Annotated in this window: 24 protein-coding genes and 1 riboswitch; of the genes, 16 read left to right on the top strand and 8 right to left on the bottom strand. The window is 72.1% G+C overall.

Annotated features, from left to right (window positions below):
* Positions 1-3: 3 nt before the first annotated feature.
* Genes AB0C84_RS20140 through AB0C84_RS20125 form a run of 4 tightly spaced genes read right to left on the bottom strand, consistent with a single transcriptional unit; the run spans position 4 to position 3,716 of the window.
* The gene (locus AB0C84_RS20140; protein ID WP_361068288.1) at positions 4-387 is read right to left on the bottom strand and encodes a TadE family protein; all 384 of its coding nucleotides are present in this window, start codon (positions 385-387) and stop codon (positions 4-6) included.
* Positions 384-1,979, bottom strand: a complete 1,596-nt coding sequence (locus AB0C84_RS20135; RefSeq protein WP_361068284.1) for an AAA family ATPase — start codon at positions 1,977-1,979, stop codon at positions 384-386. The genes AB0C84_RS20140 and AB0C84_RS20135 overlap by 4 nt, the downstream gene beginning before the upstream one ends.
* A 4-nt stretch (positions 1,980-1,983) precedes the next feature.
* The gene (gene cpaB, locus AB0C84_RS20130) at positions 1,984-2,649 is read right to left on the bottom strand and encodes a Flp pilus assembly protein CpaB (RefSeq protein ID WP_361068280.1); all 666 of its coding nucleotides are present in this window, start codon (positions 2,647-2,649) and stop codon (positions 1,984-1,986) included.
* A complete protein-coding gene (locus tag AB0C84_RS20125) occupies positions 2,646-3,716 on the bottom strand; it encodes a hypothetical protein (RefSeq protein WP_361068277.1) in 1,071 nt (356 codons plus the stop codon). The genes cpaB and AB0C84_RS20125 overlap by 4 nt, the downstream gene beginning before the upstream one ends.
* A gap of 242 nt (positions 3,717-3,958) precedes the next feature.
* Between AB0C84_RS20125 and AB0C84_RS20120 the strand changes: the two genes are divergently transcribed.
* The 6 genes from AB0C84_RS20120 (at position 3,959) to AB0C84_RS20095 (ending at position 9,790) form a co-directional block, all read left to right on the top strand.
* Positions 3,959-5,149: an NlpC/P60 family protein gene (locus AB0C84_RS20120; RefSeq protein ID WP_361068274.1), complete on the top strand. Its 1,191-nt coding sequence runs from the start codon at positions 3,959-3,961 to the stop codon at positions 5,147-5,149.
* A 6-nt stretch (positions 5,150-5,155) separates the two neighbouring features.
* The gene (locus AB0C84_RS20115; protein WP_361068271.1) at positions 5,156-5,797 is read left to right on the top strand and encodes an A24 family peptidase; all 642 of its coding nucleotides are present in this window, start codon (positions 5,156-5,158) and stop codon (positions 5,795-5,797) included.
* Positions 5,798-6,791: 994 nt separating this feature from the next.
* A riboswitch (cyclic di-AMP (ydaO/yuaA leader) is annotated at positions 6,792-6,957 on the top strand.
* A 14-nt stretch (positions 6,958-6,971) separates the two neighbouring features.
* Positions 6,972-7,640, top strand: a complete 669-nt coding sequence (locus AB0C84_RS20110; protein WP_361068268.1) for a CHAP domain-containing protein — start codon at positions 6,972-6,974, stop codon at positions 7,638-7,640.
* A 190-nt stretch (positions 7,641-7,830) separates the two neighbouring features.
* On the top strand, positions 7,831-8,571 hold the full coding sequence (locus AB0C84_RS20105) for a hypothetical protein (protein WP_361068265.1): 741 nt from the start codon (positions 7,831-7,833) through the stop codon (positions 8,569-8,571).
* 174 nt (positions 8,572-8,745) lie between these two features.
* Positions 8,746-8,973 (top strand): hypothetical protein, encoded by a 228-nt coding sequence (locus AB0C84_RS20100; protein WP_361068262.1) that lies wholly within the window; start codon positions 8,746-8,748, stop codon positions 8,971-8,973.
* A gap of 82 nt (positions 8,974-9,055) precedes the next feature.
* Positions 9,056-9,790 carry a haloacid dehalogenase type II gene (locus tag AB0C84_RS20095; RefSeq protein WP_361068259.1) on the top strand — a complete coding sequence of 245 codons (735 nt, stop codon included), beginning with the start codon at positions 9,056-9,058 and terminating at the stop codon, positions 9,788-9,790.
* Here AB0C84_RS20095 and AB0C84_RS20090 read toward each other — a convergent pair.
* The gene (locus AB0C84_RS20090; protein ID WP_179842121.1) at positions 9,787-10,269 is read right to left on the bottom strand and encodes a MarR family winged helix-turn-helix transcriptional regulator; all 483 of its coding nucleotides are present in this window, start codon (positions 10,267-10,269) and stop codon (positions 9,787-9,789) included. The genes AB0C84_RS20095 and AB0C84_RS20090 overlap by 4 nt on opposite strands.
* A 30-nt stretch (positions 10,270-10,299) precedes the next feature.
* Between AB0C84_RS20090 and AB0C84_RS20085 the strand changes: the two genes are divergently transcribed.
* Together AB0C84_RS20085 and msrA are read left to right on the top strand one after the other, a co-directional pair.
* Complete coding sequence (locus AB0C84_RS20085) at positions 10,300-11,382, top strand: bifunctional NAD(P)H-dependent oxidoreductase/GNAT family N-acetyltransferase (RefSeq protein WP_361068255.1); 1,083 nt, start codon at positions 10,300-10,302, stop codon at positions 11,380-11,382.
* Positions 11,383-11,427: 45 nt separating this feature from the next.
* Positions 11,428-11,937: a peptide-methionine (S)-S-oxide reductase MsrA gene (msrA, locus tag AB0C84_RS20080; protein WP_258940890.1), complete on the top strand. Its 510-nt coding sequence runs from the start codon at positions 11,428-11,430 to the stop codon at positions 11,935-11,937.
* 20 nt (positions 11,938-11,957) lie between these two features.
* Here the strand turns inward: msrA and AB0C84_RS20075 are convergent, their stop codons facing one another.
* Positions 11,958-12,905, bottom strand: a complete 948-nt coding sequence (locus AB0C84_RS20075) for a LysR family transcriptional regulator (protein ID WP_361068251.1) — start codon at positions 12,903-12,905, stop codon at positions 11,958-11,960.
* Between the two features lie 109 nt (positions 12,906-13,014).
* Between AB0C84_RS20075 and AB0C84_RS20070 the strand changes: the two genes are divergently transcribed.
* The 8 genes from AB0C84_RS20070 (at position 13,015) to AB0C84_RS20035 (ending at position 22,468) form a co-directional block, all read left to right on the top strand.
* On the top strand, positions 13,015-13,638 hold the full coding sequence (locus tag AB0C84_RS20070; protein WP_361068248.1) for a LysE family translocator: 624 nt from the start codon (positions 13,015-13,017) through the stop codon (positions 13,636-13,638).
* A gap of 19 nt (positions 13,639-13,657) precedes the next feature.
* Complete coding sequence (locus tag AB0C84_RS20065) at positions 13,658-14,446, top strand: alpha/beta hydrolase (RefSeq protein ID WP_361068246.1); 789 nt, start codon at positions 13,658-13,660, stop codon at positions 14,444-14,446.
* Positions 14,447-14,561: 115 nt separating this feature from the next.
* Positions 14,562-17,813, top strand: coding sequence for a DUF4132 domain-containing protein (locus AB0C84_RS20060; RefSeq protein WP_361068243.1), 3,252 nt, complete (start codon positions 14,562-14,564; stop codon positions 17,811-17,813).
* Between the two features lie 154 nt (positions 17,814-17,967).
* Positions 17,968-18,150 (top strand): DUF3073 domain-containing protein, encoded by a 183-nt coding sequence (locus AB0C84_RS20055; protein ID WP_361068240.1) that lies wholly within the window; start codon positions 17,968-17,970, stop codon positions 18,148-18,150.
* Positions 18,150-18,482: a metalloregulator ArsR/SmtB family transcription factor gene (locus AB0C84_RS20050; protein WP_179842111.1), complete on the top strand. Its 333-nt coding sequence runs from the start codon at positions 18,150-18,152 to the stop codon at positions 18,480-18,482. The genes AB0C84_RS20055 and AB0C84_RS20050 overlap by 1 nt, the downstream gene beginning before the upstream one ends.
* Entirely contained in the window at positions 18,479-20,206 is a 1,728-nt protein-coding gene (locus tag AB0C84_RS20045; protein WP_361068236.1) for a SulP family inorganic anion transporter, read from the top strand. The genes AB0C84_RS20050 and AB0C84_RS20045 overlap by 4 nt, the downstream gene beginning before the upstream one ends.
* Positions 20,207-20,345: 139 nt before the next feature.
* Complete coding sequence (locus AB0C84_RS20040) at positions 20,346-21,440, top strand: TIGR03857 family LLM class F420-dependent oxidoreductase (protein ID WP_361068233.1); 1,095 nt, start codon at positions 20,346-20,348, stop codon at positions 21,438-21,440.
* Positions 21,437-22,468, top strand: a complete 1,032-nt coding sequence (locus AB0C84_RS20035) for a phosphotransferase (protein ID WP_361068230.1) — start codon at positions 21,437-21,439, stop codon at positions 22,466-22,468. Before AB0C84_RS20040 ends, AB0C84_RS20035 begins: the two co-directional genes overlap by 4 nt.
* A 62-nt stretch (positions 22,469-22,530) precedes the next feature.
* Here the strand turns inward: AB0C84_RS20035 and AB0C84_RS20030 are convergent, their stop codons facing one another.
* Positions 22,531-23,325, bottom strand: a complete 795-nt coding sequence (locus AB0C84_RS20030; RefSeq protein WP_361068227.1) for a hypothetical protein — start codon at positions 23,323-23,325, stop codon at positions 22,531-22,533.
* A 174-nt stretch (positions 23,326-23,499) separates the two neighbouring features.
* Positions 23,500-24,318 carry a phytanoyl-CoA dioxygenase family protein gene (locus AB0C84_RS20025; RefSeq protein ID WP_361068224.1) on the bottom strand — a complete coding sequence of 273 codons (819 nt, stop codon included), beginning with the start codon at positions 24,316-24,318 and terminating at the stop codon, positions 23,500-23,502.
* Positions 24,319-24,378 lie beyond the last annotated feature (60 nt).

Below are 24,378 nucleotides of genomic sequence, written 5' to 3'. Positions count from 1 at the left end.
CGCTCAACCTCCCGGCATGTGGACGGTCCTGGTGAACTCCAGGTCCAGCGGAACACCTGGAACCAGCAGCGGGGTCCGCACCGTGACCTCGCAGCTCACGCCGTCACCGGCGGCCGTGCCCACGGCGCGCGGCTCCCTCGCCCAGCCGGGCAGCGCGCCGCGGGCGGCGGCCGGGCACGCGCCGGGGTCCTGCCGCTGCGCGGCGACCCGCGCGCCCGTGCGGGCGGCGTTCTGCACCCGCTCGACGGACACCACGGCCACCAGCGCCTGCAGGCACAGCAGGATGCCGACCCCCGCGATCGGCAGCACGGCCGCGAACTCGACCGCGGCGGTGCCCGCGTCGCCGGCCCCGCGGGCGGGTCGCCCGCCGGCCGCCGTGCGGCTCATTCCTCCGCGCCCTTCTCCTCGTGGACGACCCGGGCCCGGGCGTGCAGGTCGAACAGGCCGCTCGTTCCGGGCAGCACGGCCGGGACCCGCACCGTCGCGGTGAACCAGTCGCCGTCCGCGCTCAGCCGCAGCCGGTCGGGGCGGTCCCACGGCGCGGCGATCCGGGACGCGACCCGTTCGCGGACCACCGGGCCGTCGGCCGCGCCGTTGCCGAGGACCGCGACCGCTCGGGCGCCCTCGCCGGCCGCCAGCGTCGCGTACACGGCGGTCACGCCCACCAGGACGACCTGGTAGGCGACCAGCATCAGGAGGCCGATGAGCGGGAGCACCGCCGCGAACTCGGTGACGGCGGCGCCCGAGTCGCCGCCGCCGCGCCGGGCCCGGTCGCGGGTCCTGCGGCCGTGCCCGGGGCGCCCGCGCCGCCGCGCCGCGCCCCATTCGTGCAGGCCGATCTCACGGGCCAGCGCCTCCACCGCGCTCCGGTAGGAGCTGGACGCGGCGTTGCCGGGGGCCCCGGTGTTCACCGCCTCCTCCACGGCGCGGAAGTCCGCCGGGACGGCCGTCTTCAGCAGCGGCGCGGTCAGCACCCGGCGGGCGAAGTCCGGCTGGACCTCGTCGCGGCGGGAGTGCCGGACGAGCACCACGCCCACGTCCTCCTTCTTGCGCACCGACAGCCGCTCCCACAGCCCGACCAGGCGCCGCACTCCCCGCAGCGCGGGCAGGTCGGGGCTGGCGGTGACCAGGACGCGGTCGGCCGTCTCGATGGCGACGGCGTTGGCATCGTTGAGCTGGGCGCCGCAGTCGACGATCACGGCGTCGTAGCGGGACCGCAGCGCGACCAGGATCTGCCGGGTCGCCGTCTCGGTCACCTCCTCGGCGCGCTCTCCCTCGGCGGGGGCGAGCAGGACGTGGGGCCCGTCGCGGTGCGCGAAGAGCGCGTCGGCGAGCACGGTGCCGTCCAGGTCGTCGGCCGCCGCGCCGAGGTCCGCGATGCTGCGGCGGTGGGTGATGTCGAGGTAGGACTGCAGGTCGCCCGTCTGCAGGTCCAGGTCCACCAGGCAGACCCGCCGCCCGGCGCCCACGGCGGACAGCGCCAGGTGCACGGCCAGCAGCGTGGTGCCGGTCCCGCCCTTGGCCCCGCACACCGCGACCGTGTAGCCGCGGCGGGAGGCGCCCGGGTCGCCGCCGGAGCCGGGGTCGAGGTGGTGCCGCATCGTCCGCGACCAGTCGGCCGCGGCGCCCGTCCGGTGCTGGAGCTCGGCCAGCGACGGGTGCGCGTCGATCACGCCGCGCGCGCCCGCCTCCATCGCCAGGCCCAGCTGGTCGGTGGTGGGCTCCTCGACGACGACGATGATCGCGAGCGCCGGGTGCCGGCCGGTCAGCTCGCGCACCAGGTCGGTGGTCGGGAACCCGTCGAGCGTGTGGTGCAGCAGCAGGACGTCGGGTTCGGCCTCGGCCGCCACCGCCGCCGCGACGTCGGCGGCGGTCGCCGCCTCCGCCGTCAGGACGACGCCGGTCAGCTCGTCCAGCAGGGCGCGCAGCACGGCCGCCGTCGGGAGGTCCCCGACGGCCAGCATGACGCGGATGCTCACGTCGTCACCTCACGGGGGCGGAGCAGAGCGGGGTCAGTTGCAGCTCGCCCGGTTCCCCGGCCTCGCTGATGAGCGCCAGCCGGATGCGGTTGGCGAAGCTTTCGGCGTAGGTGACCTTGAGGGAGTCGCGGCCGTCGAACGCGAACATGATCGCGACGTGCTCCCCCTCCCGCCGCCCGACCTGCAGGACCAGGGCGCGCGAGACGATCCGCGACGCGCAGGCCTGCCGCTTCCCCTGCGCCGGGAACGTGGCGTAGACGTCGGTCAGCGCACCGGCCCGCAGCCGGCCGGTGACGTTGGGGTCGACGGTCACCTGGAGGGTGATCGCCCGCTGGCCGGGCCGCAGGTCGGGCTGGGCGGTCAGCAGGTCCGGCACGAGGTAGGTGCCGGGCCGCAGCCGGGTGGCGGCCACCCGGTCGCCGATCTCCTCGGGCCGGTGCAGGATCCCGCTGGGCGGGATCCACCGGCGGGGCATCGTCCGCGTCGCCAGGGCGTCCGGACCTGGACGCTGGTAGGCGCCGACCTCCTTGGTCACGACCAGGACGCTGAGCTTCGGGCCGACCTCCGCGCGCACCGAGGCGACGTAGCGGTAGACCGAGGCGAACACGAAGGCGGAGCCGAGGACCGCGACGCCCAGCAGCACCGCGCCGCGCCGCTGCCGGGGGTTCACGCGGACCTCGCGGGATCGTCGGGGGCGCCGCTGGAGTGGGCGGCGGCCGTGCCCGCCGGGGGCAGGGCGATGGGCGTTCTCACGGGCGTCCTCACTGCGCTGGTCAGGATGGGGGTGGGGGAGTCGCCGAGCGGCACCGCGGCGCCGTCGCGGGCGGCCGGCGCGGCCTCCCGGCCGGGGGCCGGGTCCGGCGGGACGGGCGGCCAGCTCTGGTTCTGGTGCGGTGGGTCGGTCTGGGACATGCGGCAGGACGGGCAGATCTCGGAGGCCGTCGGGCGGCGGCACCAGGGGCAGTGCCAGAACCGCTCGCCCTGGACCAGCGCGCGGAACGCGGAGGGGGCGGTGCTGAACGCGACGAACTCCGCGTGCCGGCGGGTGCCCCAGTAGCGGGTGCCGAGCGGCTGCGGCGCGACGTCCAGGACCTTGTCCGGCCGGAACGCCTCGACCAGCCTGTCCCGGAGGCCGGGGAACTCCCCGTCCCGCCGCGCGACCAGCAGGTGGACCTGCCCGTCCGGAACCGGTTCGGGCGGGTCGACGGTGCCGGTGCGGCGGTTGACGGCGTCCACCCGGGACACCGGCGCGGCCCAGGCCACGAAGCCGGAGCCCGGCACGTACGACCGCACGTGCTGGCGCAGCCCGGCCGGCACGTTCGCCAGCCGGGTGACGCTGCCCATCCGGGCACCGGCCGCGACCTCCCGCTCCAGCCGCTCGCTCACCCGCGCCAGCAGCCCCAGCGGCATGTACCGCGCGGAGTGCGCCAGCAGGTCGGCGACGAGGGAGAAGGCCAGCGGCGGCAGCCGCAGCCCGAGCTCCGCGACCCGGTCGGTGTCCAGGAGGCCCCGGACGACCGGCAGCAGCCGCCGCGCCGGGGCGGCGTCCCATTCCGGGTAGACGACCAGGATCTCGGCGAAATCGGCCAGGTGGGCGGCGACCCGTTCGTAGGCGTCGGCGGTGCCGGTCAGAGCACTCGGCACGGTCAGCCGCTCGGCCGGCTCGGCCGGGACGTGGCCGGTGCTGGGTAGATCGCCGATGGCCACGACGGCACGGCGGACACGGTGCTCGTTCATCGCTCTCCAGGACCTCGGGTCGGTGGCGAACGGTGCTTGGTTGTCTTTGTTTAGACCCGATTATGTTGAGATGTCAAGCATCGGGGTAGGAAGCCGGAAAAGCTCCCTCGAGCGTTGATTGAGGGACTTTATTGGGCCCATCGGCCCTGCCCGCCGCGCCGCCCCGAGTTTTACCGTCGCGGCGGGACGGTCGATTGGCGGCCGGATTCAGCCGGGAAATGACAGAGAATGCGTAGTGACAGGTGAGGGCCGAACGGGACCGCGGCGGAGCCACCATCGTGCTGGTGGTGGGGATGACGCTGCTCCTGGTCGCCGCCACGATGCTGGTCGGCCGGCTGGCCTTCTCCAGCGACCTGCGCGGCCGCGCTCAGGTCGCGGCGGACGCGGCGGCCCTGGCGGCGGTGCAGCCGCTGCGCGAGTACGCCCTCGAACTGGCGCTCGCCGGGGTCGACCCCCGCGGGGCGGCCTACTGGGACGTCGGCGAGGACGCGGCGAGGGAGCGCGCGGCCCGCTACGCCGGGCTGAACGGGGCCGACCTGGTCGGGCCGGTCCGGTTGAGCGGGCTGCGCGGCCGCACCGCGAGCGTGTCGGTCGCGACCCGCGACTGCAAGGTGACCAGTCCGGTGCCGGAGGCGGGGGCGCCCGGCGCCGAGGAGACCACGAACCCTCCGCAAACGCCGCCCGCTCCCGGCGCCACGGCGTCCCCGCTCCCCACCGAGACCCGCCTGTGCCGGGACAGGTTCGGCGAGCGCGGCCTCGGCCGCTCCGGCACCGCGACGGCCGCCGCCCGGCTCGACCTGCCCTCCTGCGCCCGCGTCCCGGGGAGCGCCGGGACGCCGCGGCTGATCTGCGACGGCGTGCGGGCCTGGCCCGATGGCGACCGGACCGCGGTCAGCCGCAGGTTCCGGGCGAACCTCGTCGACGCCGACGACCCCGAAACCTATGGCGGCGAGCCCGACGGCGCCGTCCCCAACCCCCCGCCCGGCACCCCGCCCGCCGCGGCGCGCGTGCTGGCCGAGACCTACCGGCGGATCGGCCCTGGGACCGGGCCCTGCACCCGGCTCGCCGCCCGGCCGCCGGGCGGCGACGACGCATCACGGAAGGAATTCGATGAGCGCTGGAGGCGCGCGGCCTGCGACGGATCCGGATTCGTCCGCGAGGTGCACCGACTGGCCGGGCTCGAGCTCCCCGGCGGGACCGGCGCCCAGCGCGCCTACGGCGCCCCCGTCCGGCCGGGCGAGGAGAAGGCCGCCGACCTGGTGTTCTTCCGAAGCGAGGACGGTCGGCCCGACCGGGTCGGCATCGTACTGGACCCCGTCGCCCGCACCTACGCCGAGTTCACCGGCGACGGCCGCGCCCGGATCACGGGTTACGGCGCCCCCGGCACCGCCGGGGCCCCGGCGGCCTTCACCCGTCCCGCGCAGCACCGGTAGCGACCGGTGATCGCGCTCGTCGCGGGAGGCGCGGCGGCCGGCGGAGCCGTCGGCTGGTTCGCCGCGCCGCACGCGTGGCGCTTCCTGCCGGAGCAGGCGCGCGCCCGGCGGGCCGCCCGGCTGGCGCCGAGACTGGCGGTGGCGTCCGCGACGGCCGCCGTCTGGGCCTTGCTGGCCTGGCGCATCGGGCTCGTTCCCGAGCTGCCGGCGTTCCTCTACCTGGGGACCGTCGGCACCCTTCTCGCGGCCGTGGACCTGGCGGTCAGGCGGCTGCCCGACCTGCTCGTCCTGCCGTCCTACCCGATCGGCACGGGGCTGCTGATGGTCGCCACGCTGGTGGCCGCCGAGTTCTGGCCGTTGGTGGGCGCGCTGGCGGGCGCGGTGGCGCTGTGGGCCGCCTACGCCGTCCAGCGGCTGTTCGCGGCGCGGTCGATCGGGCGGGGGGACGTCAAGCTGGCAGGGGTCCTCGGCCTGTACCTGGGCTGGCTGGGGTCGGGCGCCTGGCTGCTCGGATTGGTCGCCGGTTTCCTCTTCGGCGGCCTGTTCGGGATCGCGCTCATAGCGCTCCGCAAGGCGACGAGAAAGACAGAGATACCGTTCGGGCCGTTCATGCTACTGGGTGCGCTGTTCGCCATAGCGATGAGCTGAGCATCGGACAGCGGCTCGGGTGGGAGCGCTTCCAGTGCTCTATTGATCGCATCTGCGGTGATTATATGGTTGCTTTTAGTTGGGTTCGTGTGGTCGGGCTTCTGGTGCTGGCCGAGCATCTGAGAACCCCGGATGACCTGCTCAGCGAACTCACCGAGGTCGCAGCCAGGGGGCCGGCTCGCTGCTCCCGCGCGCGTCGATAGCGCGTGCCAAGAGCGCCGGGCCAACAACGGCCCGCGCCATGGGGATTCGAGTGGACGGCGTTGTACTCGTCGCCGAGATCGTCGATGTCGACGATCGGCCGAACAGTAACGGTTCGAGAAGAACCTCAACGGCTCAGCCAACCGGATCGTGTTCGAGGGTCCGACGCGGGTAGCGTCCCCCACCCACCCAAGGTGCGCCCTCTTGCAAGATCCTGATCTACCTGCCCGGGCGGGCTCGTCCGGGGCGAGATCAGATGCTCTTCCGCAGCCTGAGGACTGTGGTGTCGACCCGCCTAGACGACAGACATCGCACGCGCGCGGGTGGGCTGCGGGCGGGAAGAAGCGGCTTGGTGGTGCCGGGGGCCGTTCAGTACCCCGCGTTGTTCCTCCGGCCCATGCAGTGCTGACGTCCGGCATCGCCGCAGGCGGCGGGGGTCCGGCCCCACTCTCGGCGCCCGGTCGGCTCAGACCCGCATCCGCGTCCTAAAGGCAACGGATCATGTGGTGTGTGCATTACAGGCAATCTCCTGAGCGGTCAGGCGTGGTCGGTCCCTCGGGGTGGAGGGGGCCGACAAGAAATCTTTGGCGGTCTTGACCGGTCCACAGCCCTTGCGTGCAGGGAGCTTTGGAGAGTCTTTGCAGGTGGGTCGCGTCTTTGGGATGGGCTTGACGAAATATGGGGCCGCTTGAACCTGTTGTGGGTCTGTGACCGACGGGGAAGCCCGTCCGGAGCGCCCGACCAGATCATGAAGGGCGCGTCGAGTCCCTGATCATCAGGACGGCCGATCAAGGTACGTCCGCCGCCGAGTCCGCAGAGCGCCGATCACGGCGCAGCGGAGCCGGGGACCCACCGAAACACCGGGGTGAATCCGCACCCCCGCAATGCGCGGGGCCGCGGTAGGGCCACTTCCACGCCCGAACCCGACAGCTAACCCGGTAGGCGGACTGGAAGAACTCAGGAGAACCTTCGCATGACCGCTCGTACCTTCAACATGACCAAGCGCATGGGCGCCCGCGTCACCGCCGGAGCCGTCCTCTCCCTGGCGGGCGCGTTCGGCTTCGCCTCCCTGGCCCCGTCCGCCCAGGCGGACGCCAAGCCCGCGAACACCGTGCACGTCGCCCCCGTGTCCAAGGCCGACGCCAACGGCGCCCAGGCCGGCGCCTCCGCGCAGGACGTCATCAACCTCGCCCGCACGCAGGTCGGCACCCACGAGGACGCCTCGGGCAACAGCAAGTTCAACAACTGGTACGTCGGCTCGCCGCTGGGCGAGCAGAACGCCCACCGCATCGGTGCCGGCAGCGCCTCGGTCTACAAGGGCCAGTCGTGGTGCGACATGTTCGTGTCCTGGCTGGGCCAGCACACCGGCACCAAGGGCATGGGCGCCGACGCCTACACCGTCAGCCACGCCAAGTGGTTCAAGAAGACCGGCCGCTTCGGTGAGACCCCGAAGCCCGGCGCCGTGGTCTTCTTCGCCTGGAACGGCGGCGGCATCAAGGGCGTCGAGCACGTCGGCATCGTCGTGAAGGACAACCACGACGGGACCATCAACACCATCGAGGGCAACACCGGCGACGCCGTGAAGAAGAAGGTCCGCGACACCTCCACCGTCGCCGGCTACGGCTACCCCGAGTACCGGTGAGCTGAGGCCGTTCAGCGGCCCCTTGCCCCGCACCGTCCAGTGGTGCGCCCCCCTTCTCCCTCCCTGCGCGATCACACCCACGTCGCGAGCACGCCCACGTGCCGTGCGCCGGGTCCGTCATGCCCCAACGGCGAGCCCCTCACGCCCGAAGGCGTGACCCGGCGCACGGACCACCGAGCAAAGGACGAACATGCAGCAGCGAGTCATCGACACCGCCCTGATCGGCACCGCCCTCGCGGGCCTGCTGGTGACGGGCGTGGCGGCCGGGGCCACTCATGGGAGCCCGGCGGACGAGCCGGCGGCGCAGAAGGTCACCGGACAGCAGGTGGCCGCGCACAAGGCCGCCGGGCAGCAGTTGATCGGGCACAACGTCACCGACCAGCTGGTGTCCGGGCACAAGGTCACCGGGCAGCGGGTGTCCGAGCCCAAGGCGACCGGGCAGCAGGCGACCGGGCAGCAGGCGACCGGGCAGCAGGTGACCGGGCAGAACGACATGAAGGCCGCCCGCCATGCCACCGGCAAGGTCGCTCCGAAGAGCCACGCCGTTCTGGCGGGCAGCACCACCGCGTCCTACTTCTGGGACGACGGCTCGGGCGTGAACGGTGACACCGGCGCCCCCGCCGGCGGCAAGCCGATGCAGAAGGGCCTGTTCGCCAGCCCGAGCTGGCCCATGCACACCAAGGTGAAGGTCACCTACAAGGGCCGCAGCGTCACCGGCTTCGTCGGCGACCGCGGGCCGGGCGAGCCGTCGCACCGCGGCGTCATGCTCGACCTCGACACCTACACCTTCCGCCACCTCGTGGACGGCAAGAAGCCGAGCAGCAAGTACAACACCGGCACCTCGGCGGGCCACCTGAAGGGCGTCAAGTACGAGGTCCTGTCCTGGGGCCACGGCGCCGGCAAGAAGGGCGCCCCGAAGCCCCTCGGCTGACCAGACAGCCCAAGCCTCACCACAGGCCCCGCTCCCGTCCTCGGACGAGAGCGGGGCCTGTCACGTCCGGGCGTCAGCCTGCCGCCCCGGACAGCGCTGCGCAGGGACGCCTCGACGGCCTGGCGCCGCCCGCTGAGAGCGCGGTTACTCGCTTTGCGCCTGCTTCCACCGTTCTTGCATGCTCGCCATCTCCGACGCGGCGAAGAGGGAGAAGTCGCGCAGCTTGGCCAGGCGCGCCCCGGTCACCACCAGGTCGCCGCCTCGGTCACCGACCCCGCATGGCTCGCCGGCGTCCCGGCCGACCGGCCCGCGGTGATCGTCGCCGAAGGGCTCGTCCAGTACCTGGCCAAGGAACAGGTCGCCGAGCTCTGCGCAGGTATGGGGAGGCGTGGAGTCCGCTAGAGGGTGCCGTCCGGGCGTGTTAGGACTGGGATGGGGCGCCATCCAAGCGCTCTTTGGCGAGGGAGTGCGGTAGGGAGTACCAGTGGGGTTCGACGCGGGAGCAATCCGGGTAGTCGCCTGCGACATCTTCGGGACGACCGTCGACTGGCGGACGGGGGTCGCCGAGCAGGTGGCGGCGATCGCTGCGGAGCGCGGTGTCGCGTTGGAGGGTGAGGCCTTCGCCGACGATTGGCGCGAGCGGTACCTGCCGTCTATGCAGCGGGTCAGTAGCGGGGAGCGGGAGTGGGCGTACCTCGACACGCTGCACCGGGAGTCACTCGACGAGCTGCTGGAGCTGCACGGCGTCGCGGACGCTTTCGACGAGGACGCGCGGCGGCGCCTCGTCCGGGCCTGGCACTGTCTGCCGGTGTGGGACGACTCGGTGGACGGCCTCGCCGGGCTGCGGGAGAGGTACGTGGTTGCGGCGCTGTCCAACGGCGGGTTCGCCCTGCTGACGAACCTGGTCAAGGGGGCGGGGCTGCCGTTCGACTGCATCCTGTCGGCGGAGCTCGCCCGCACGTACAAGCCCGAGCCGGAGGCGTACCTGACGGCGGTGCGGCTGCTGGACGTGGAACCGGCGGAGGTCCTGATGGTCGCCGCGCACAAGTGGGACATCGACGGCGCCAGAGGGGCGGGGCTCGCCACCGCGTTCCTGGAGCGTCCGCTGGAGAAGGGGCCCTCTCTCACCGCCGACCGAGCGGACGACGTGGAAAGCGACCTGGTCGTGAGCGGGTTCGGTGAACTCGCCGTCCTGCTGGAGGCCGGGCGGCGGCCCTAGGGCGCGGACGCCGCCTCGCCTGGGGCCTCCACCTTCCCGGCGATGTGTTCCAGGGCGGTGAGGTCTTCCGGTGCCAGGCGGTCGATGAAGTGGTGGCGCACCGATTCCAGGTGCGCGGGGGCGGCGTCGACCAGAGTGTCCAGGCCGTGTTCGGTGAGGACGAGGAGGCAGCCCCTTCCGTCGGCCGGGTCGGGTGCGCGCCGGATGAGGCCGCGCGCCTCCATGCGGGTGGCGTGCCGGGAGAGGCGGCTGCGCGACCAGCCCATCTTCGCGGCCTGCTCGTGCAGGGTGCCGGCGTGGTCCGGCCGCTCCGACAGCGTGCTGAGCACCTCGTAGTCGGGCTCGGAGAGGCCGGCCTGGGAGAGGTCGCGCGCGGTGCCGGTCTGGACGGCGATCACCATGCGGCGGAACGCCCGCCACGCTCGTTCCTCGTCCGGGGTCAGCCAGCGCACGGGTTCGTCCGACGGTTTCTTTGACATGTAAACAACCTATCGCCTATGTTCATTTACATGTCAACGAAACAGGTGCGCGTTCTCGTCCTGGTGTGCAGCACCCGCCCCGGTGCCCTCGGCCCCGCGGTGGGGGCGTGGCTGACGGAGACGATCACGCCCCGGGCCGCCGAACTCGGCGCCGAACTGGTGCCGCTGGCTCTCGCCGACCTCGGGCTCCCGTTCCTCGACGAGGAGGACCATCCGTCCTCGGGCGTGTACCGCAACGAGCACACGCGCAGGTGGAGCGCGATCGTGGACGCCGTCGACGGCCTCATCGTCGTGACGCCGGAGTACAACTACGGGATGCCCGCGTCCCTGAAGAACGCGCTGGACTACCTCTCCCGCGAGTGGGCGTGGAAGCCGATCGGGTTCGTCAGCTACGGCAACACCTCGGCGGGCACGAGGGCCGTGCAGCACGCCAAGCAGGTGGTGACCACGCTGCGCCTCGTACCGCTGGGGTCCACCGTCGCGCTCCGCATCGCCGACGCCGTGCACGACGGGGAAGTGCGGCCCGCCGCCGCTGCCGGCGAGGCGGCGATCGATGTCCTGGACGAGCTGGTCCGGGTCGCGCACGCGCTCCGGCCGATGCGGGAACAGGCGCGTGCCGCATCGTCGGCCGGACCCGAGCCTGGCTCCTACCTGCGGCGACTGAGGCCGGACGACGCCCCCGAGGTGACCGTCCTGCAGCGGTGCTGCTGGGTGGACGAGGCCCTCGCCAACGACCCCCTGACCGTCCCCGCGCTGCACGAGTCCGTAGAGCAGGTACGTGACTGGCTCGCGACCTGGCAGGCGATCGGGCTGTGGCGGGACGGCCGGCTCCTCGGCATGGTCCGGACCCGCCGCGACGACGCCGAATGGCATGTCGGACGGCTCGGCGTCGTCCCCGACCTGCGAGGGCGCGGCCTGGGACGCTGGCTGCTCCAGACGGCCGAGGCCGCCGCCGACCCGTCCTGCCGCCGTATCGTGCTCTCCACCGGAGCGGGCAGCCGGAACAACATCGCGCTCTACCGGAGCGAGGGATACCAGCCCGCTCCCCTGACCGGCGAGGACGGCACCATCCGCCTCACCAAGGAGCCCGGCCTTGGAATAACGGTGGTGTGACGTCCGCTGTAGGCATCGACGGATCACACGAGGGGGACGAGGACCATGGCGACCGAGAGGGCTCTGCTCGCGGGCGGTTGTTTCTGGGGGATGGAAGAGCTGTTCCGGCGGCAGCCTGGAGTGGTCTCCACGCGGGTCGGCTACAGCGGCGGCGACGTGCCCAACGCCACCTATCGCAACCACGGGTCTCACGCCGAGACCATCGAGGTGGTCTACGACCCCGACCAGACCGACTTCCGGGCGCTGCTGGAGTTCTTCTTCCAGATCCACGACCCCACGACCGTGGACCGGCAGGGCAACGACATCGGCGCGAGCTACCGCTCCGCGATCTTCTACACCTCCGACGAGCAGCGGAAGGTCGCCGAGGACACCATCGCCGACGTCGACGCCTCCGGCCTGTGGCCGGGCAAGGTCGTCACGGAGGTGACCGCCGCCGGTGACTTCTGGGAAGCCGAGCCCGAGCACCAGGACTACCTGCAGAAGTACCCGAACGGCTACACGTGCCACTTCCCCCGTCCAGGCTGGAAACTGCCCAAGCGGACCGCCGAAGCCTGAGAGCGGCGCGGGGGCGTGGTCTACGAGTTCCGGAGTCGCAGGGGAGCCTCCCAGGTGGCGGTGATGTCGCGTGCGACGTCACGGAGGAGCTCGATGAGCAGGCCTGCGAGTGGTGTGAGGCTGGCGTCGGTTCTGGTCACGGCGTAGAGCTGGCGGTAGGACCTGGGGTGGGCCAGTTCGCGATGGGTGGTGCCAGGTGCGCGCGTCAGAGCCAGGCGTGAGACCAGGGCCACTGCGATGCCCGTGCCGACGAGAGCCTGTGCGACGTCGTAGGACTCGGTCTCGAACCGCACGGTGGGAGTGAAACCGGCCTCGCGGGCAGCGTCGTGGAACTGTTCGCGGGCCGCATGGCCGGCCAGGATGGACACCCACGATTCGTCCCGCAGTTGTTCGAGGCGGAGTTCGGCGTCCGCGGGCCGGCTGGCCAGTGGATGGTCGTCGGGGAGAACCACGACCATCGGGTCCAACAGGAGCGAGTGGGCCCGCAGGTGCGGGGGCGGCGCGAGCGGCTTGCCCCAGGAGGCGACGATGGCCACGTCCAGGTGCCCCGCGCTGATCTCGTCCACTCCGCGTCCGGACACCACGTCCATGACGGAGACGTCGGCGGCCGGATGGCGGTGTCGCAGGGCCGTCAGGGCCGGTGGCAGCAGGTGCAGGGCAGCCGCCTGGAACGTCCCGATCCGCAGGCGGAGCGAGAGGTGGCCGAGCAGTGCGGCCAGTTCGGCCTCGGCTCTGTCCGACGCCTCCTCGACAGTTCGTCCGTGGGAGGCGAGCAGCGCACCGGCCGCGGTGAGCGTTGCTCCGCGAGGACCGCGGGTGACCAGGGGCAACTGCCAGTCGCGCTCGGCCTTGGCCACCTGCTGGGTGACCGCCGCGGGCGTGAGCTGGAGTGCGTGAGCCGCCGCCGTCAGGGAACCGTGCCGCTCGATCAGGGCGAGAAGGCGCAGCTGTCCCGGATCCACCAGCATTCACTAATCCTAACGCTGAACCCCTTCCTTTTAACTTCTCTTAGGGGCACGAGACGGGAAGCCTGGTGGTGCACCCATCGGCCGCGCTCCCCGGAAGGGGCTCTTCCCCATGCCCACGCATGTGCCCGTCTTCATCGTCACGACCCTGCTGCTGGCGATGCTGCCAGGCGCGAGCCAGGCCCTGATGATCCGGCAGGTTCTGGACGGCGGCCAGCGCACGCTCCGAGGGACGCTCGCGGGCAACGCCAGCGGCTTCGTGCTGTGGTCCACGGCCGCCGCGGCCGGGCTGTCCGCCGTCCTGCTGGCCAGCCCCGCCGCGTACACGGTGCTCCGGATCGCAGGCGGCATCGTGCTGATGATCCTCGGGGTGAGGACGCTGCGGACCGCGCTCACCACCGTCTCCGCCCCCACGCCCTACGACGGCGAGCGCAGCACCGGCTTCGCGGGCGGATATCTCACCGGGTTGATCACCAATCTCGGCAACCCCAAGGCCGGCGTGTTCGCCATCTCGGTGCTGCCCCAGTTCGTGACCGAGGAAGGCCCGGTGTTCCTGTCGACCGTCGCACTGGGAGCCCTGTGGGCGCTCGTCAGCGCCTCCTGGTACATGTTGCTCACCTGGGCCGTCAGCCGGGGGCGCGCCCTGGTATCGCGGCCGACCGTCCTGAGGGGGCTCAGCGTGACCACCGGTGTCGTCCTGCTGGGGCTGGGCGCCGCGGTGGCAGCAGGTGTCTGAGGGAGGAGCGAGGAAGCCGATGACGTACGCCATGACACCGGACGGAACCCGCATCGCCTACCAGATCCAGGGCCGGGGGACGCCGCTGGTCCTGCTCGCGGGCCAGGCCAACGATCACCACTGGTGGGACGCGGTTCGTGCCGACTTCCATCCCGCTCGCAGCACGGTCACGCTCGACTACCGCGGCACCGGCGACAGCGACAAGCCCGACGCCCCCTACAGCACCGAACTGTTCGCCCGGGACGTCATCGCCGTGCTCGACGGGCTCGGCATCGACCGGGCCGACGTCTACGGCACGTCCATGGGCGGACGAGTGGCCCAGCACATCGCGGCCCGTCACCCCCGCCGGGTAGGCGCCCTGGTTCTCGGCTGCACCTCGCCCGGCGGCCCGCACAGCGCCGAACGCGGCAACGACGTCCGCCGAGCCCTGGCACAACCTCAGCCTGAGGCCGCGCGCCAGGCACTGCTGGAGTTGATGTACACCCCGCGATGGCTCGCCTCCCATCCCGGCCCCCACCACACCCTCGGCGACCCTCGCATGCCCGCCCACGCACGGCGCCGCCACCTCGTGGCCAGCAACCAGCACAACGCCTGGGACCTTCTGCCGGGCATCAGCGCCCCCACTCTGGTCGTCCACGGAAGTGACGATCTGCTGAATCCGGCCGCCAACGCACCCCTGGTCGCCGACCGCATCCCCGACGCCCGACTGCACCTGATTCCCAACGGCCGGCATGCCTACTTCGAGGAGTTCCGCGCCCACGCCAGCCCCCTTGTCCTGGACTTCCTCACCACCGCGCACAAGCCGTAAGTGCCTGCGGAGCCGAGTTCGCCAAAACGATGGGCCCGGCGGCGACGTTGGGGCCGCGGACTGAACGCGCCGAATCCACCGACGGGTGTCGGTGGGCGTCACTACGCTCCCCACCATGATCAAGTCGAGCGTCGCGCTTCCGGACGAGGACACCCTGGAAATGCCGAGGTCGTGGATGCGGCATCTGCATCCGCGACGCGGCGGGCATCCGGGGCCGAAACTCGCATCGGCCGACGTCCGCGAGGACGACCTGCTCGCTCGCTACGCAGGCCGGATCGAGGAACTTCTCGACCATTCCAAGACCGACCCGGCGCTGGCCGCCGCGGCGCGCGAGCATCTGGACAGCAAGGGGAGCGCGCTCGGTGCGGCGGCGATCGTGGCCGTCCACGGCGCCGAGAAAGCGCACCTGGACCCGTCGCGACAGGAGGAGGCGCTCAAGCGCCTGCGCGCATTCATCGCGCAGACCGACGACGCCGAATACCGGCACATCGTCTCGCTTCTCGCTGGGCTGCGCACGACGCCGGTACGGCGGATTCTCGCCGCCTACCTCGTCCCGACCGAACTCGACTGGGTGGCCGAATGTTGCGCGGCACCTGCGAACTCCGTGCCGCGGGAGATGCTGCTCCGGTCACTGGGCTCGGCCGAGCATCTCGAAATCCTCGGCGCCGGGGCCCATATCTCCGTCTCGGACTGCTACTACGTCGAGAACCTCATCACTCTGGCGGACGGCGTGGGCCCTGCGATCGCCCCGTTCATGGCCGAGGCGTTCGATCTCTTTCACGACAGCGCGCCCCGCCGCAAAGGCTTGCTGGACGTCCTGAGCCGGTTGCCCGGCGACGAGACGTTCCGGCAGATGCTGGAGCGCGCGGGAAACCTTCACATGATGGCGGCGCTGCGGGACGGCATGCGGCGATTCCCGGTCCGCGCGATTCGCGTTCTGGCGGCAACGTCGGCAGGGGACGCCAAGGCACGCGCCTTGCTGACCGACCATCTGCGGGCGCATGCGGAACTCGTGAAGCAGGTTCTCCCAGACCTGCCCGCCGGGAGCCGCGCTGTCGTGGAGGAACTGTGGGCGGCCGACGACCGGTCTCCGGACGCGGCGGCGGACGAGGTGCCGCGCCCGCTGGCCCTCCCGCGGTGGGAGCGGACGGAGCCGAAGGCCAAGCCGGTCGTCGTCAAGGGCCTGCCGGTCTCGCGGGAGCGGGCGATGGCGTGGGCACCGGACGAACGCGACGACTGGCTGAACAGAAAGATCGTCACACTCGTGGCGGGGGGCCACTCGTTCGGGCGGGTTCCGGTCCCTGCCGCGCACACGGAGAGCTGGGCGCGGCGGGTCGCGGAGGCCCGGTCCCCGTCGACCGATCTGGGCCGGATGCTCTACTGGCAGGGCGCGGTCCTGGCGGCGGGGCCCGAAGACCTCGTCCGCCCCGTCCTGGCCGAATGGCAACCCGACTGGCGCCACGAGCGTGGGCTGGGCAGGAAAGGGGACCCCTACGACCCGGATTCGTGGCTCCGCGTCATCATCGCTCGGTACGAGCTCGACGCCCTCCCGGTCGCGCTCGGCTACGCGCGGGCGCGGCCCGCGAACGGCGCCGAACTGCTGCTGCCCTTCCTCGACGGCGATGTCGCGAACGCGATGGCGGACTGGCTGCAACGGAGCCCGACGGCGCGTGGTGCAGCGACCGCCTGGTTCATCCGGCACGGAAGCGCTGCGCTTCCCTACCTCCTGCCGGCCGCGGTCGGCCGCGCAGGCAAGGCGCGCAAGGCCGCCGAGCACGCCCTGCGCCTCCTGGCCGCCCAGGAAGGTCCGGACGCCGTCCTCGACTTCGCGCGTGCGCATGACGAACGAGCCGTTGAGCCGATCAGGACCGCCCTGGACGCGGAACCGGACGAAGCGTCGCGTACCCGCAAGAAGCCACCCGCTCACCTGGCGGTGAACGCAGAGGTGCTGCCGCAGGTTCTGCTGCGGGGCGGGGCGCGCGCGCTGCCCGTGCCCGCCGTGCGGAACCTGCTCACGCTGCTGGCGATGTCCACGCCCACCGAACCCGATCCCGACCTCGGTGGCGTCCTGGACGCGTGTGACGACCAATCGCTGTCCCGCTTCGGCTGGGCGCTGTTCCAGCACTGGCGTGAGAACGGTGCCGAGCCCCGTGAGGGCTGGCAGTTCGCCGCGCTGGCCTGGCTCGGGGACGACACGACCGTGCGCGAGCTCGTCCCGATGGTCCGGGCCTGGCCGGGGGAGGGCGGCCACCACCACGCGGTGCGTGGGCTCGACGTGCTCGCCGCTATCGGGTCCGACGTAGCGCTGCGCGAGATCCATGCCATCGCGCAGAAGGTGAAGTTCAAGGCGCTGAAGCAGCGGGCGCAGGAGAAGGTCGAGCAGATCGCCGCCGCACGAGGCCTCACCACCGAGCAGCTCGGTGACCGCCTGGTTCCCGACCTGGGGCTGGACGCCGACGGCACCCTCGTCCTCGACTACGGCCCGCGCCGGTTCACCGCCGGATTCGACGAGGCGCTCAGGCCGTACGTCATCGACCAGGCCGGGAAGCATCGGTCGTCCCTGCCCAAACCCGGGCAGCGCGATGACGCCGCCCTGGCGCCCGCCGCCTACCGGCGCTTCACCGACCTGAAGAAGGACGTCCGTGCCGTCGCCGGGCTCCAGCTCCAGCGCCTCGAACGGTCGATGACGACGGGACGCCGGTGGCCGCTGCCGGAGTTCCGCGAGTTCTTCGCCGGACATCCGCTGGTGTGGCACATCGCGCGGCGCCTGGTGTGGATCGCCGAGCACGGCGACACCGTGACGGCGTTCCGGCTCGCGGAAGACCGCACGTTCGCCGGCGTCGACGACGACGCCGTCGCGGTGCCCGACGACGCCGCCATCGCCATCGCGCACCCGCTGCACCTCGGGAAGGCGCTGCCGGCCTGGGCCCAGGTGTTCGCCGACTACGAGATCCTGCAGCCGTTCCCGCAGCTCGGACGGGAAGTGCACGCGCTCACCGGCGAGGAGAAGGCGGCGGCCCGGCTGACCCGGTTCGAAAAGGTGACGGTGCCGTTCGGCAACGTGCTCCGGCTGGAGCGGCGCGGCTGGTACCGAGGCCCCGTGGATTCCGACGGCGGGATCTCGTGTCTCGTCCGCCCGGTCGGCGACGGCCGCTACGTCGTCGTCACGCTCGCGACAGGACTGTATGTGGGCTATGTCAGCGAGTCCGGCGATCAGACCATCGAGGCGGTCTGGGTCGGCTCCGACCCCGCTCCCGAGCACTTCTCCCACAGCGCGTCCGGGGCGGCACTTCACAGCTTCGGTGAACTGGACGCGGTGACCGCCTCCGAAGTGCTCGCCGACCTCACCGCGGTCGTCTCCCCCTGAACCGGCCGCACATCACGGAAGCGCAGGAGTGTCGGCGCCGCCGAGCAGGACGAGCGGGATTCAGGAGTTGAAGAATTCTTCAATTTGGTAGGATTGCAATCCGATGATGGGTTCGTGCCCGTGCGGCGGGTCACAGAGCGAGGAGATCGGCGTCATGGGACGTGGGCGGGCGAAGGCGAAGCAGGTGAAGGTCGCGCGGCGGCTGAAGTACGGCAGCGTGGGCGGCGATCTCGAGCGACTGCGTCGGGAACTGGACGTCGGCGCCTCCCCGTCACAGGTCGCGGACGGTGAGGAGGAGACGCAGGGCGGTCCGGACGGCTCCGGCGGAGACCGCTGATGCCGGTTCCGCTGTTCCAGGCCAAGGCCGAGCTGTTCAAGACGCTGGGGCATCCGGTGCGGGTGCGGGTTCTGGAGCTGCTGTGCGAGCGGCCGATGCCGGTGCGGGACCTGCTGGCCGCGATCGAGGTGGAGCCGTCCAACCTGTCCCAGCAGCTGGCGGTGCTGCGCAGGGCCGGGATCGTCACCGCGCGCCGCGAAGGGGCGACGGTGATGTACGAGCTGGCCGGCGGGGACGTGTCGGAGCTGATGCGCGCGGCGCGGCGCATCCTCACCGAGCTGCTGGCCGATCAGGGGCGGCTGCTGGACGAGCTCATGGCCGAGACACCGTGACCGCAGCCTCTCCGGCCCGGCGGCTGAGCGGTCTTCTCCCACGCCGGTCGGACTGGACGCCCGCGCGGCGGTCGGCGGGCCGGGACCTGACGGCCGGGCTGATCGTGGCGGTGGTGGCGCTGCCGCTGGCCCTGGCGTTCGGGATCAGCTCCGGCCTCGGTGCCCAGGCCGGGCTGGTCACGGCGATCGTGGCGGGCACGCTGGCGGCGGTGTTCGGAGGCAGCAACCTGCAGGTGTCCGGGCCGACGGGCGCCATGACGGTGGTGCTCGCGCCGATCGTCGCCCGGCACGGGGCCGGCGGCGTGCTCATGGTCGGGCTGATGGCCGGGCTCATCCTGCTGGGGATGGCCGCGCTGCGCGCGGGACGGTTCGCGGCGCTGCTGCCCACCCCGGTCATCGAGGGGTTCACCGCCGGCATCGCCGTGGTCATCGCCCTCCAGCAGGTGCCCGCCGCGCTCGGGGTGACCGGCCCGCACGCGGAGAAGGTATGGCAGTCGGCGGGGCAGGCCGCCGTCCGGTTCGCCGGCCATCCCACCGCGGCGGCTCCGGCCATGGCGGTGGCGGTCGCCGCGGTGATGCTGGCCGGCGCCCGGATACGTCCGGCGGTCCCCTTCTCGCTCATCGGCATCGTGGGGGCGACCCTGGTCGCCGAGGCCGCCTCTCTGGACGTCGCCCGGATCGGTGCGCTTCCGTCCGGGCTGCCCGCTCCGTCCCTGGGATTCCTGGACGCCGGTGCGGCGATGGCGCTGCTGCCCTCGGCGCTGGCGGTGGCGGCGCTGGCCGCGCTGGAGAGCCTGCTGTGCGCCAAGGTCGCCGATGGCATGAGCGTCGGCGAGAGGCACGACCCCGACCGCGAGCTGTTCGGTCAGGGCGTCGCCAACCTGGCCGCGCCGATGCTGGGCGGGGTGCCGGCGACCGCGGCGATCGCGCGCACCGCCGTCAACGTCCGGGCCGGCGCCCGGTCGAGGCTGGCCGCCCTCACCCACGCCGCCGTGCTGGCCGTCATCGTCCTCGCCGCGGGGAACCTGGTCGGCCGCATCCCGCTGGCCGCGCTCGCCGGGGTGCTGCTGGCCACCACCGTCCGCATGGTGGAGGTCGGGTCGCTGCGCGCGATCGCGCGGGCCACCCGCGGCGACGGGGTCGTCCTGGTCCTGACCTTCGCGGTCACCGTGGTGTTCGATCTGATCACCGCGGTGGCCGTCGGTGTCGCGCTGGCCGTCGTGGTGGCGCTGCGCGCCGTGGCCGCCTCGGGCCGGCTCGACGAGGTCCCCCTCAAAAGCGGCGACGGCGACGGCGGCCAAACCGCCGAGGAGCAGCGGCTGCTGGACGAGCACATCGTCGCCTACCGCTTCGACGGCCCGCTGTTCTTCGCCGCCGCGCACCGCTTTCTGCTGGAGTTGTCGCAGGTCAGCGACGTCCGGATCGTCATCCTGCGGATGTCGCGGATCTCCGCTCTGGACGCGACCGGCGCGGGCGTCCTCGGCGATGCCATCACCCGGCTGGAGGACCGCGGCATCACGGTCCTGGTCTCCGGTGTCAAAGCCGGCCACGACCAGATCCTGGCCGCCCTCGGCGTCGCCGAGCACCTGCGCCGCGACGGCCTGGTCTTCCCCACCACGCCCGACGCGATCGCTTACGCCCGCGCCCACCTGCGAACGAGCGGCGTCCTGCCACTCGCCGGCTCCGCGGAACTGCCCCGTCTCACTCCCAAGCCGTCCACCTGACCTCCTGGCGCGGCGCCTGGGCCTGAGCCACCGCTGAGCGGGCCGGCGCGCTGCCGGGCATCCCGAACCTGGACAGGCTTTCGGACAGGTGTCCAATTCGGGTACGGTCGAGGCCCGGCGCAGGCGGAGGAGGGCCGTGGTGGACGACCTGCCAGAGCTCGGTTGCTATGGACTGGCCGGGCATTCGGGAACCCCGCGCGACCTGCTCGGCGAGGTCGCCGAGGCCGAGGCCATGGGGCTCGGCTCGGTGTTCCTGTCGGAGCGCTTCAACACCAAGGACGCGGCGGTGCTGGCGGGAGCCGCGGCGGCGGCCGGCACCCGGATCGGCATCGCCACCGCGGCCACCAACCACAACACCCGCCACCCCCTGGTCACCGCGACGCTCGCCACGACGATGCACCGGATGACCGGCGGCCGGTTCGCGCTCGGCCTGGGCCGGGGCTTCGACATGCTCTTCGACGTGATGGGCCTGCGCCGCGTCACCCAGGCCCAGCTCGACGACTTCATCGGCATCATGCGCCGCCTGTGGCGGGGAGAGGCGGTCGTCGGGCACGACGGCCCCGCCGGAAGCTATCCGTACCTCAGCCAGGACTCCGCGTTCCGCGAGGACATCCCGGTCATGCTCATGGCGATGGGCGAGCGCACGCTGGAGTTCGCCGGCCGGGTCGCCGACGGGGTCGTCCTGCACACCTTCTTCACCGACGAGACCCTGGCCCGTGCGGTCTCCTCGATCCGCCGGGGCGCCGCGGCGGCCGGCCGCGACCCCGCCTCGGTACGGGTGTGGTCGGTCCTGGCCACGGTCGGAGACCACCTGGACGAGGAGGTCCGCCTGCGCAAGCTCGCCGGTCGCCTGGCCACCTACCTGCAGGGTTACGGGGACCTGCTGGTCCGGGTCAACGGCTGGGATCCGGCCGGCCTGGCCCGTTTCCGTGCCGATGACCTGGTCGACGGCTACCCCGGCGCCTTCGACGCGCTCGCCACGCCGGACGAACTCCGCCACCTCGCGGGGCTGCTTCCCCAGGAATGGCTGGAGGCGGCGGCGACCGGCCCTCCCGAACGGTGCGCGCGACGCGTCCTCGCCCAGTTCGACGCCGGCGCCGACAGCGTCATCCTGCACGGCGCCACCCCCGCCGAACTGGTCCCGATCATCGACGCCTACCGGGCGATGCGACCCGCCGACCGGTTCGAGGGCCTGCCCCGCAACCCGGGCCGCGCACCTGCGGAGGCCTCGTGACCGGCGGCGAACCCACCCGGCTCAACGCCGCCTGGCTGAGCGAAGTGCTCGGCGCGACGGTGACCGGCGTCCGGTGGCGGCCGGTCGGGACGGGGCAGATGAGCGGCTGCTTCCGAGGCGAGCTGACCGGGGACGGGGCGCCGGCGCGGCTGGTGGCCAAGCTCCCGGCGGCCGACCAGGCCACACGGGAGATGCTCAAGGGCATCTACCGGACGGAGGTGCGGTTCTACCTCGACCTGGCCTCGACGGTGGCCGTGCGCACGCCGGCCTGCCGGTACGGGATGCTCACCGAGGACGCCACCGACTTCGTCCTGCTCCTGGAGGACCTGCACCCCGGCGCGCAGGGCGACCAGCTCGCCGGCTGCACCGCCGCCGAGGCGCTGGACTGCGTGGTCAACCTGGCCGGACTGCACGGTCCCCGCTGGTGCGACCCGGCCCTGCTGGACCTGGACTGGCTGCACCGCACCGGCCCGGAGGACGGCGACGGGGTGACCGCCGCGCTGGTCCCGGCCACCGAGATCTTCATCGACCGGTTCGCGGACCGGCTGGCCGCCGAGGACGAGGCGACCCTGCGGGCCGTCGCGCTCCGCGCCGGACCGTGGATCACGGCGCGGCCGGAGCGCTTCTCCCTCGTCCACGGCGACTACCGGCTCGACAACATCATCTTCGCGGCCGATGGCGGACCCGGCGTCGCCGCGGTCGACTGGCAGACCCTCACCGTCGGTTTGCCCGCCCGCGATCTGGCCTATTTCCTGGGCACCGGCCTCACCGTCTCAGACCGCCGGACCCGCGAGCGAGATCTGGTCGCCGCCTACCACCGCGCTCTGGCAGGCCACGGCGTGACCGGCTACTCCCTTGAGCAGTGCTGGGACGACTACGTCTTCGCCTTCCTCCAAGGCCCCCTGATCACGGTGCTCGGCTGCGCCTACGGCACTCCCACCGAACGCGGCGACGAGATGTTCCTCGCCATGGCCGCCCGTTCCTGTGCCGCGATCCGCGATCACGGCTCTCTCGACAAGGTCCCGTGAAGGCAGAACGCCATCCTCGTTCGAGGATGGCGTTCTGATCGGCTTTCCCGGAAGGCCGCAGATCAGTGGGACGTCGGAGCCACGTACTTGTAGCAGGTGAGCCACGTGGTGTCGATGTCCACCGACGCTCCGGCGGCCGCGTAGGCGCCTGCGAGCGCGCTCTCGTTCTGGAGGACCCAGTCGGCCGCCTCGGGGAAGTCGGCGTTGACCGTCTTGACGAGCTTGCCGTCCAGGTAGAACCGCAGCGAGCCCGGCACGATCTCTGTCGAGTAGGTGTGCCACGAGGTCCACGCGGTACCGGGCGCCACGTCGGTGCCGGACTCGGCGAAGCCGTGCGTGAAGACGCTCACGGGGTCGCTGGAGAAGTTCCCGCCCGCCTCCGGATAGTCCACCTCGTTCGGCGTGTAGCGCAGGTGGGCCATCTTGAAGCCGGGAGTGCGGGTGCGGACGATGAACCGTTCGGTGAACTTCCCGTAACGCAGGTTCATGCATTTCCGGGGAACGACGGCGGCCACGGAGTTGACGGAACCGTCGGAGGTCATGTGGACCCGCATCTGGCCGTCACCGTTGGACGCCGTGTAGACGCTCACCGCCTTCTCCGGCCGGTAGTACCCGCCGAACGTCCGGCCGCCGTTCCCGTCGGCGCCGCTCGTGGCGGTGTCCGGCCAGCCCGAGGGGTATGCGCCCAGCGTGTCGTAGTAGTGCGAGTAGTTGGTCTTGAGCCCGGCGCAGCGGAAGTCTCCGTCGCCGGCGCACGTCTTGAACGCGCCCACGGGGACGTCGCCGCCGTTGAAGTTCTCCGCGTAGACCTGGACGAAAGGACCGCAGTCGCCGGTGGGGGTGTTGTTGTTCGTCACCGCACAGGCGTCCTGTGAGGGGAATGTGTCGGCGGCCGAGGATACTCCGGAAGCGAGCGGCACACATACGAAAGCCGTTGCCAGTACGGCGGCGGCCCTTCGCGCCATCAGAGTGGGGGTCATCCGGCACACTATAGAACCTAGATGATCACGCGTCCCGGTCTACTGAAACAGTTATCTCTTGTTCACGTTATCGGCGTGGGTTATCGGCTGCGGTTCTTCGGCGAAGCGTGGGAAATGGTCGTCCGGTAGCCGGTCGCCCACGGTCAGGGCGAGCGGGTCGGTGACGGGGTGCGAGGGCTCGGCCGCCAAGGTCAGGTCAGCGTCCGCGTAGATGATGACGTGGGCGATCCGGGGGTCGCCGGTGAGGTTGGGCGTGGCGCTGTGGGCGAGACGTGAGTTGTGGAACGTGCAGTCGCCCGCGCGCAGGGGAACCGTGACGCGCCGCTCCCACAGCAGTTCGGGTGCCACGGCGAACATGTCGGCATGGTCGGACAGATCCTGTGGTCGCAGGCCGTCCAGGTGCTGTGAGCCCGGGATGAACGTCATGCAGCCGCGGTCGACCGGCACGTCCACCAGCGCCACCCAGGCCGAGAGCGCATGCCGTGAACCGGCGTGCGGCCAGTACGGCTGGTCCTGGTGGAACTCTGTCGCGGCCCCGTTCCGCGGCTCCTTGATCAGCAGCTGGTCGTGCCACAGACGCAGCGGGATCCCCGCCAGCCGGGCCGCGATGGCCGCCAGGCCGGGGTCCAGGGTCAGCTCGCGCAGCGTCTCATCGTGACGCCACAGCTGGAGCAGCTGCGTGAAGACCGACCCTTCGTGGTGGTCCCGGACGGTGCTGCGGGCCGCCAGCGCCGCTTCGGCGAACCTGGCAGCGTCGGCCCGGGGGATCACTCCGGGCACGTGGACGAAACCGTCACGGCGATACGCTGACACGGCGTCCTGGGAAAGGTTTTCCGGAGTTGTACGGGGTTCGCTGTCGGCTACAGTCATGGCCGTCTTCCCTGCCTTGTGGGGGTCGCCGTCTCGACAACTGTCGCCGCGGCCTCCACC

This window comes from Actinomadura sp. NPDC048955, from assembly GCF_040649435.1.
In the GTDB taxonomy this organism is placed as follows: Bacteria; Actinomycetota; Actinomycetes; order Streptosporangiales; family Streptosporangiaceae; genus Spirillospora; species Spirillospora luteofluorescens.
The sequence above is the reverse complement of the archived record's forward strand: the minus strand, read 5'-3'. Positions and strand labels throughout refer to the sequence as shown.

Excerpts from the sequence above, each read along its gene's own strand:
- AB0C84_RS20140 (WP_361068288.1), bottom strand. The coding sequence starts at position 387 with ATGAGCCGCACGGCGGCCGGCGGGCGACCCGCCCGCGGGGCCGGCGAC.
- AB0C84_RS20125 (WP_361068277.1), bottom strand. The coding sequence starts at position 3,716 with ATGAACGAGCACCGTGTCCGCCGTGCCGTCGTGGCCATCGGCGATCTA.
- AB0C84_RS20110 (WP_361068268.1), top strand. The coding sequence starts at position 6,972 with ATGACCGCTCGTACCTTCAACATGACCAAGCGCATGGGCGCCCGCGTC.
- AB0C84_RS20105 (WP_361068265.1), top strand. The coding sequence starts at position 7,831 with ATGCAGCAGCGAGTCATCGACACCGCCCTGATCGGCACCGCCCTCGCG.
- AB0C84_RS20090 (WP_179842121.1), bottom strand. The coding sequence starts at position 10,269 with ATGTCAAAGAAACCGTCGGACGAACCCGTGCGCTGGCTGACCCCGGAC.
- AB0C84_RS20085 (WP_361068255.1), top strand. The coding sequence starts at position 10,300 with ATGTCAACGAAACAGGTGCGCGTTCTCGTCCTGGTGTGCAGCACCCGC.
- msrA (WP_258940890.1), top strand. The coding sequence starts at position 11,428 with ATGGCGACCGAGAGGGCTCTGCTCGCGGGCGGTTGTTTCTGGGGGATG.
- AB0C84_RS20075 (WP_361068251.1), bottom strand. The coding sequence starts at position 12,905 with ATGCTGGTGGATCCGGGACAGCTGCGCCTTCTCGCCCTGATCGAGCGG.
- AB0C84_RS20070 (WP_361068248.1), top strand. The coding sequence starts at position 13,015 with ATGCCCACGCATGTGCCCGTCTTCATCGTCACGACCCTGCTGCTGGCG.
- AB0C84_RS20065 (WP_361068246.1), top strand. The coding sequence starts at position 13,658 with ATGACGTACGCCATGACACCGGACGGAACCCGCATCGCCTACCAGATC.
- AB0C84_RS20060 (WP_361068243.1), top strand. The coding sequence starts at position 14,562 with ATGATCAAGTCGAGCGTCGCGCTTCCGGACGAGGACACCCTGGAAATG.
- AB0C84_RS20055 (WP_361068240.1), top strand. The coding sequence starts at position 17,968 with ATGGGACGTGGGCGGGCGAAGGCGAAGCAGGTGAAGGTCGCGCGGCGG.
- AB0C84_RS20050 (WP_179842111.1), top strand. The coding sequence starts at position 18,150 with ATGCCGGTTCCGCTGTTCCAGGCCAAGGCCGAGCTGTTCAAGACGCTG.
- AB0C84_RS20025 (WP_361068224.1), bottom strand. The coding sequence starts at position 24,318 with ATGACTGTAGCCGACAGCGAACCCCGTACAACTCCGGAAAACCTTTCC.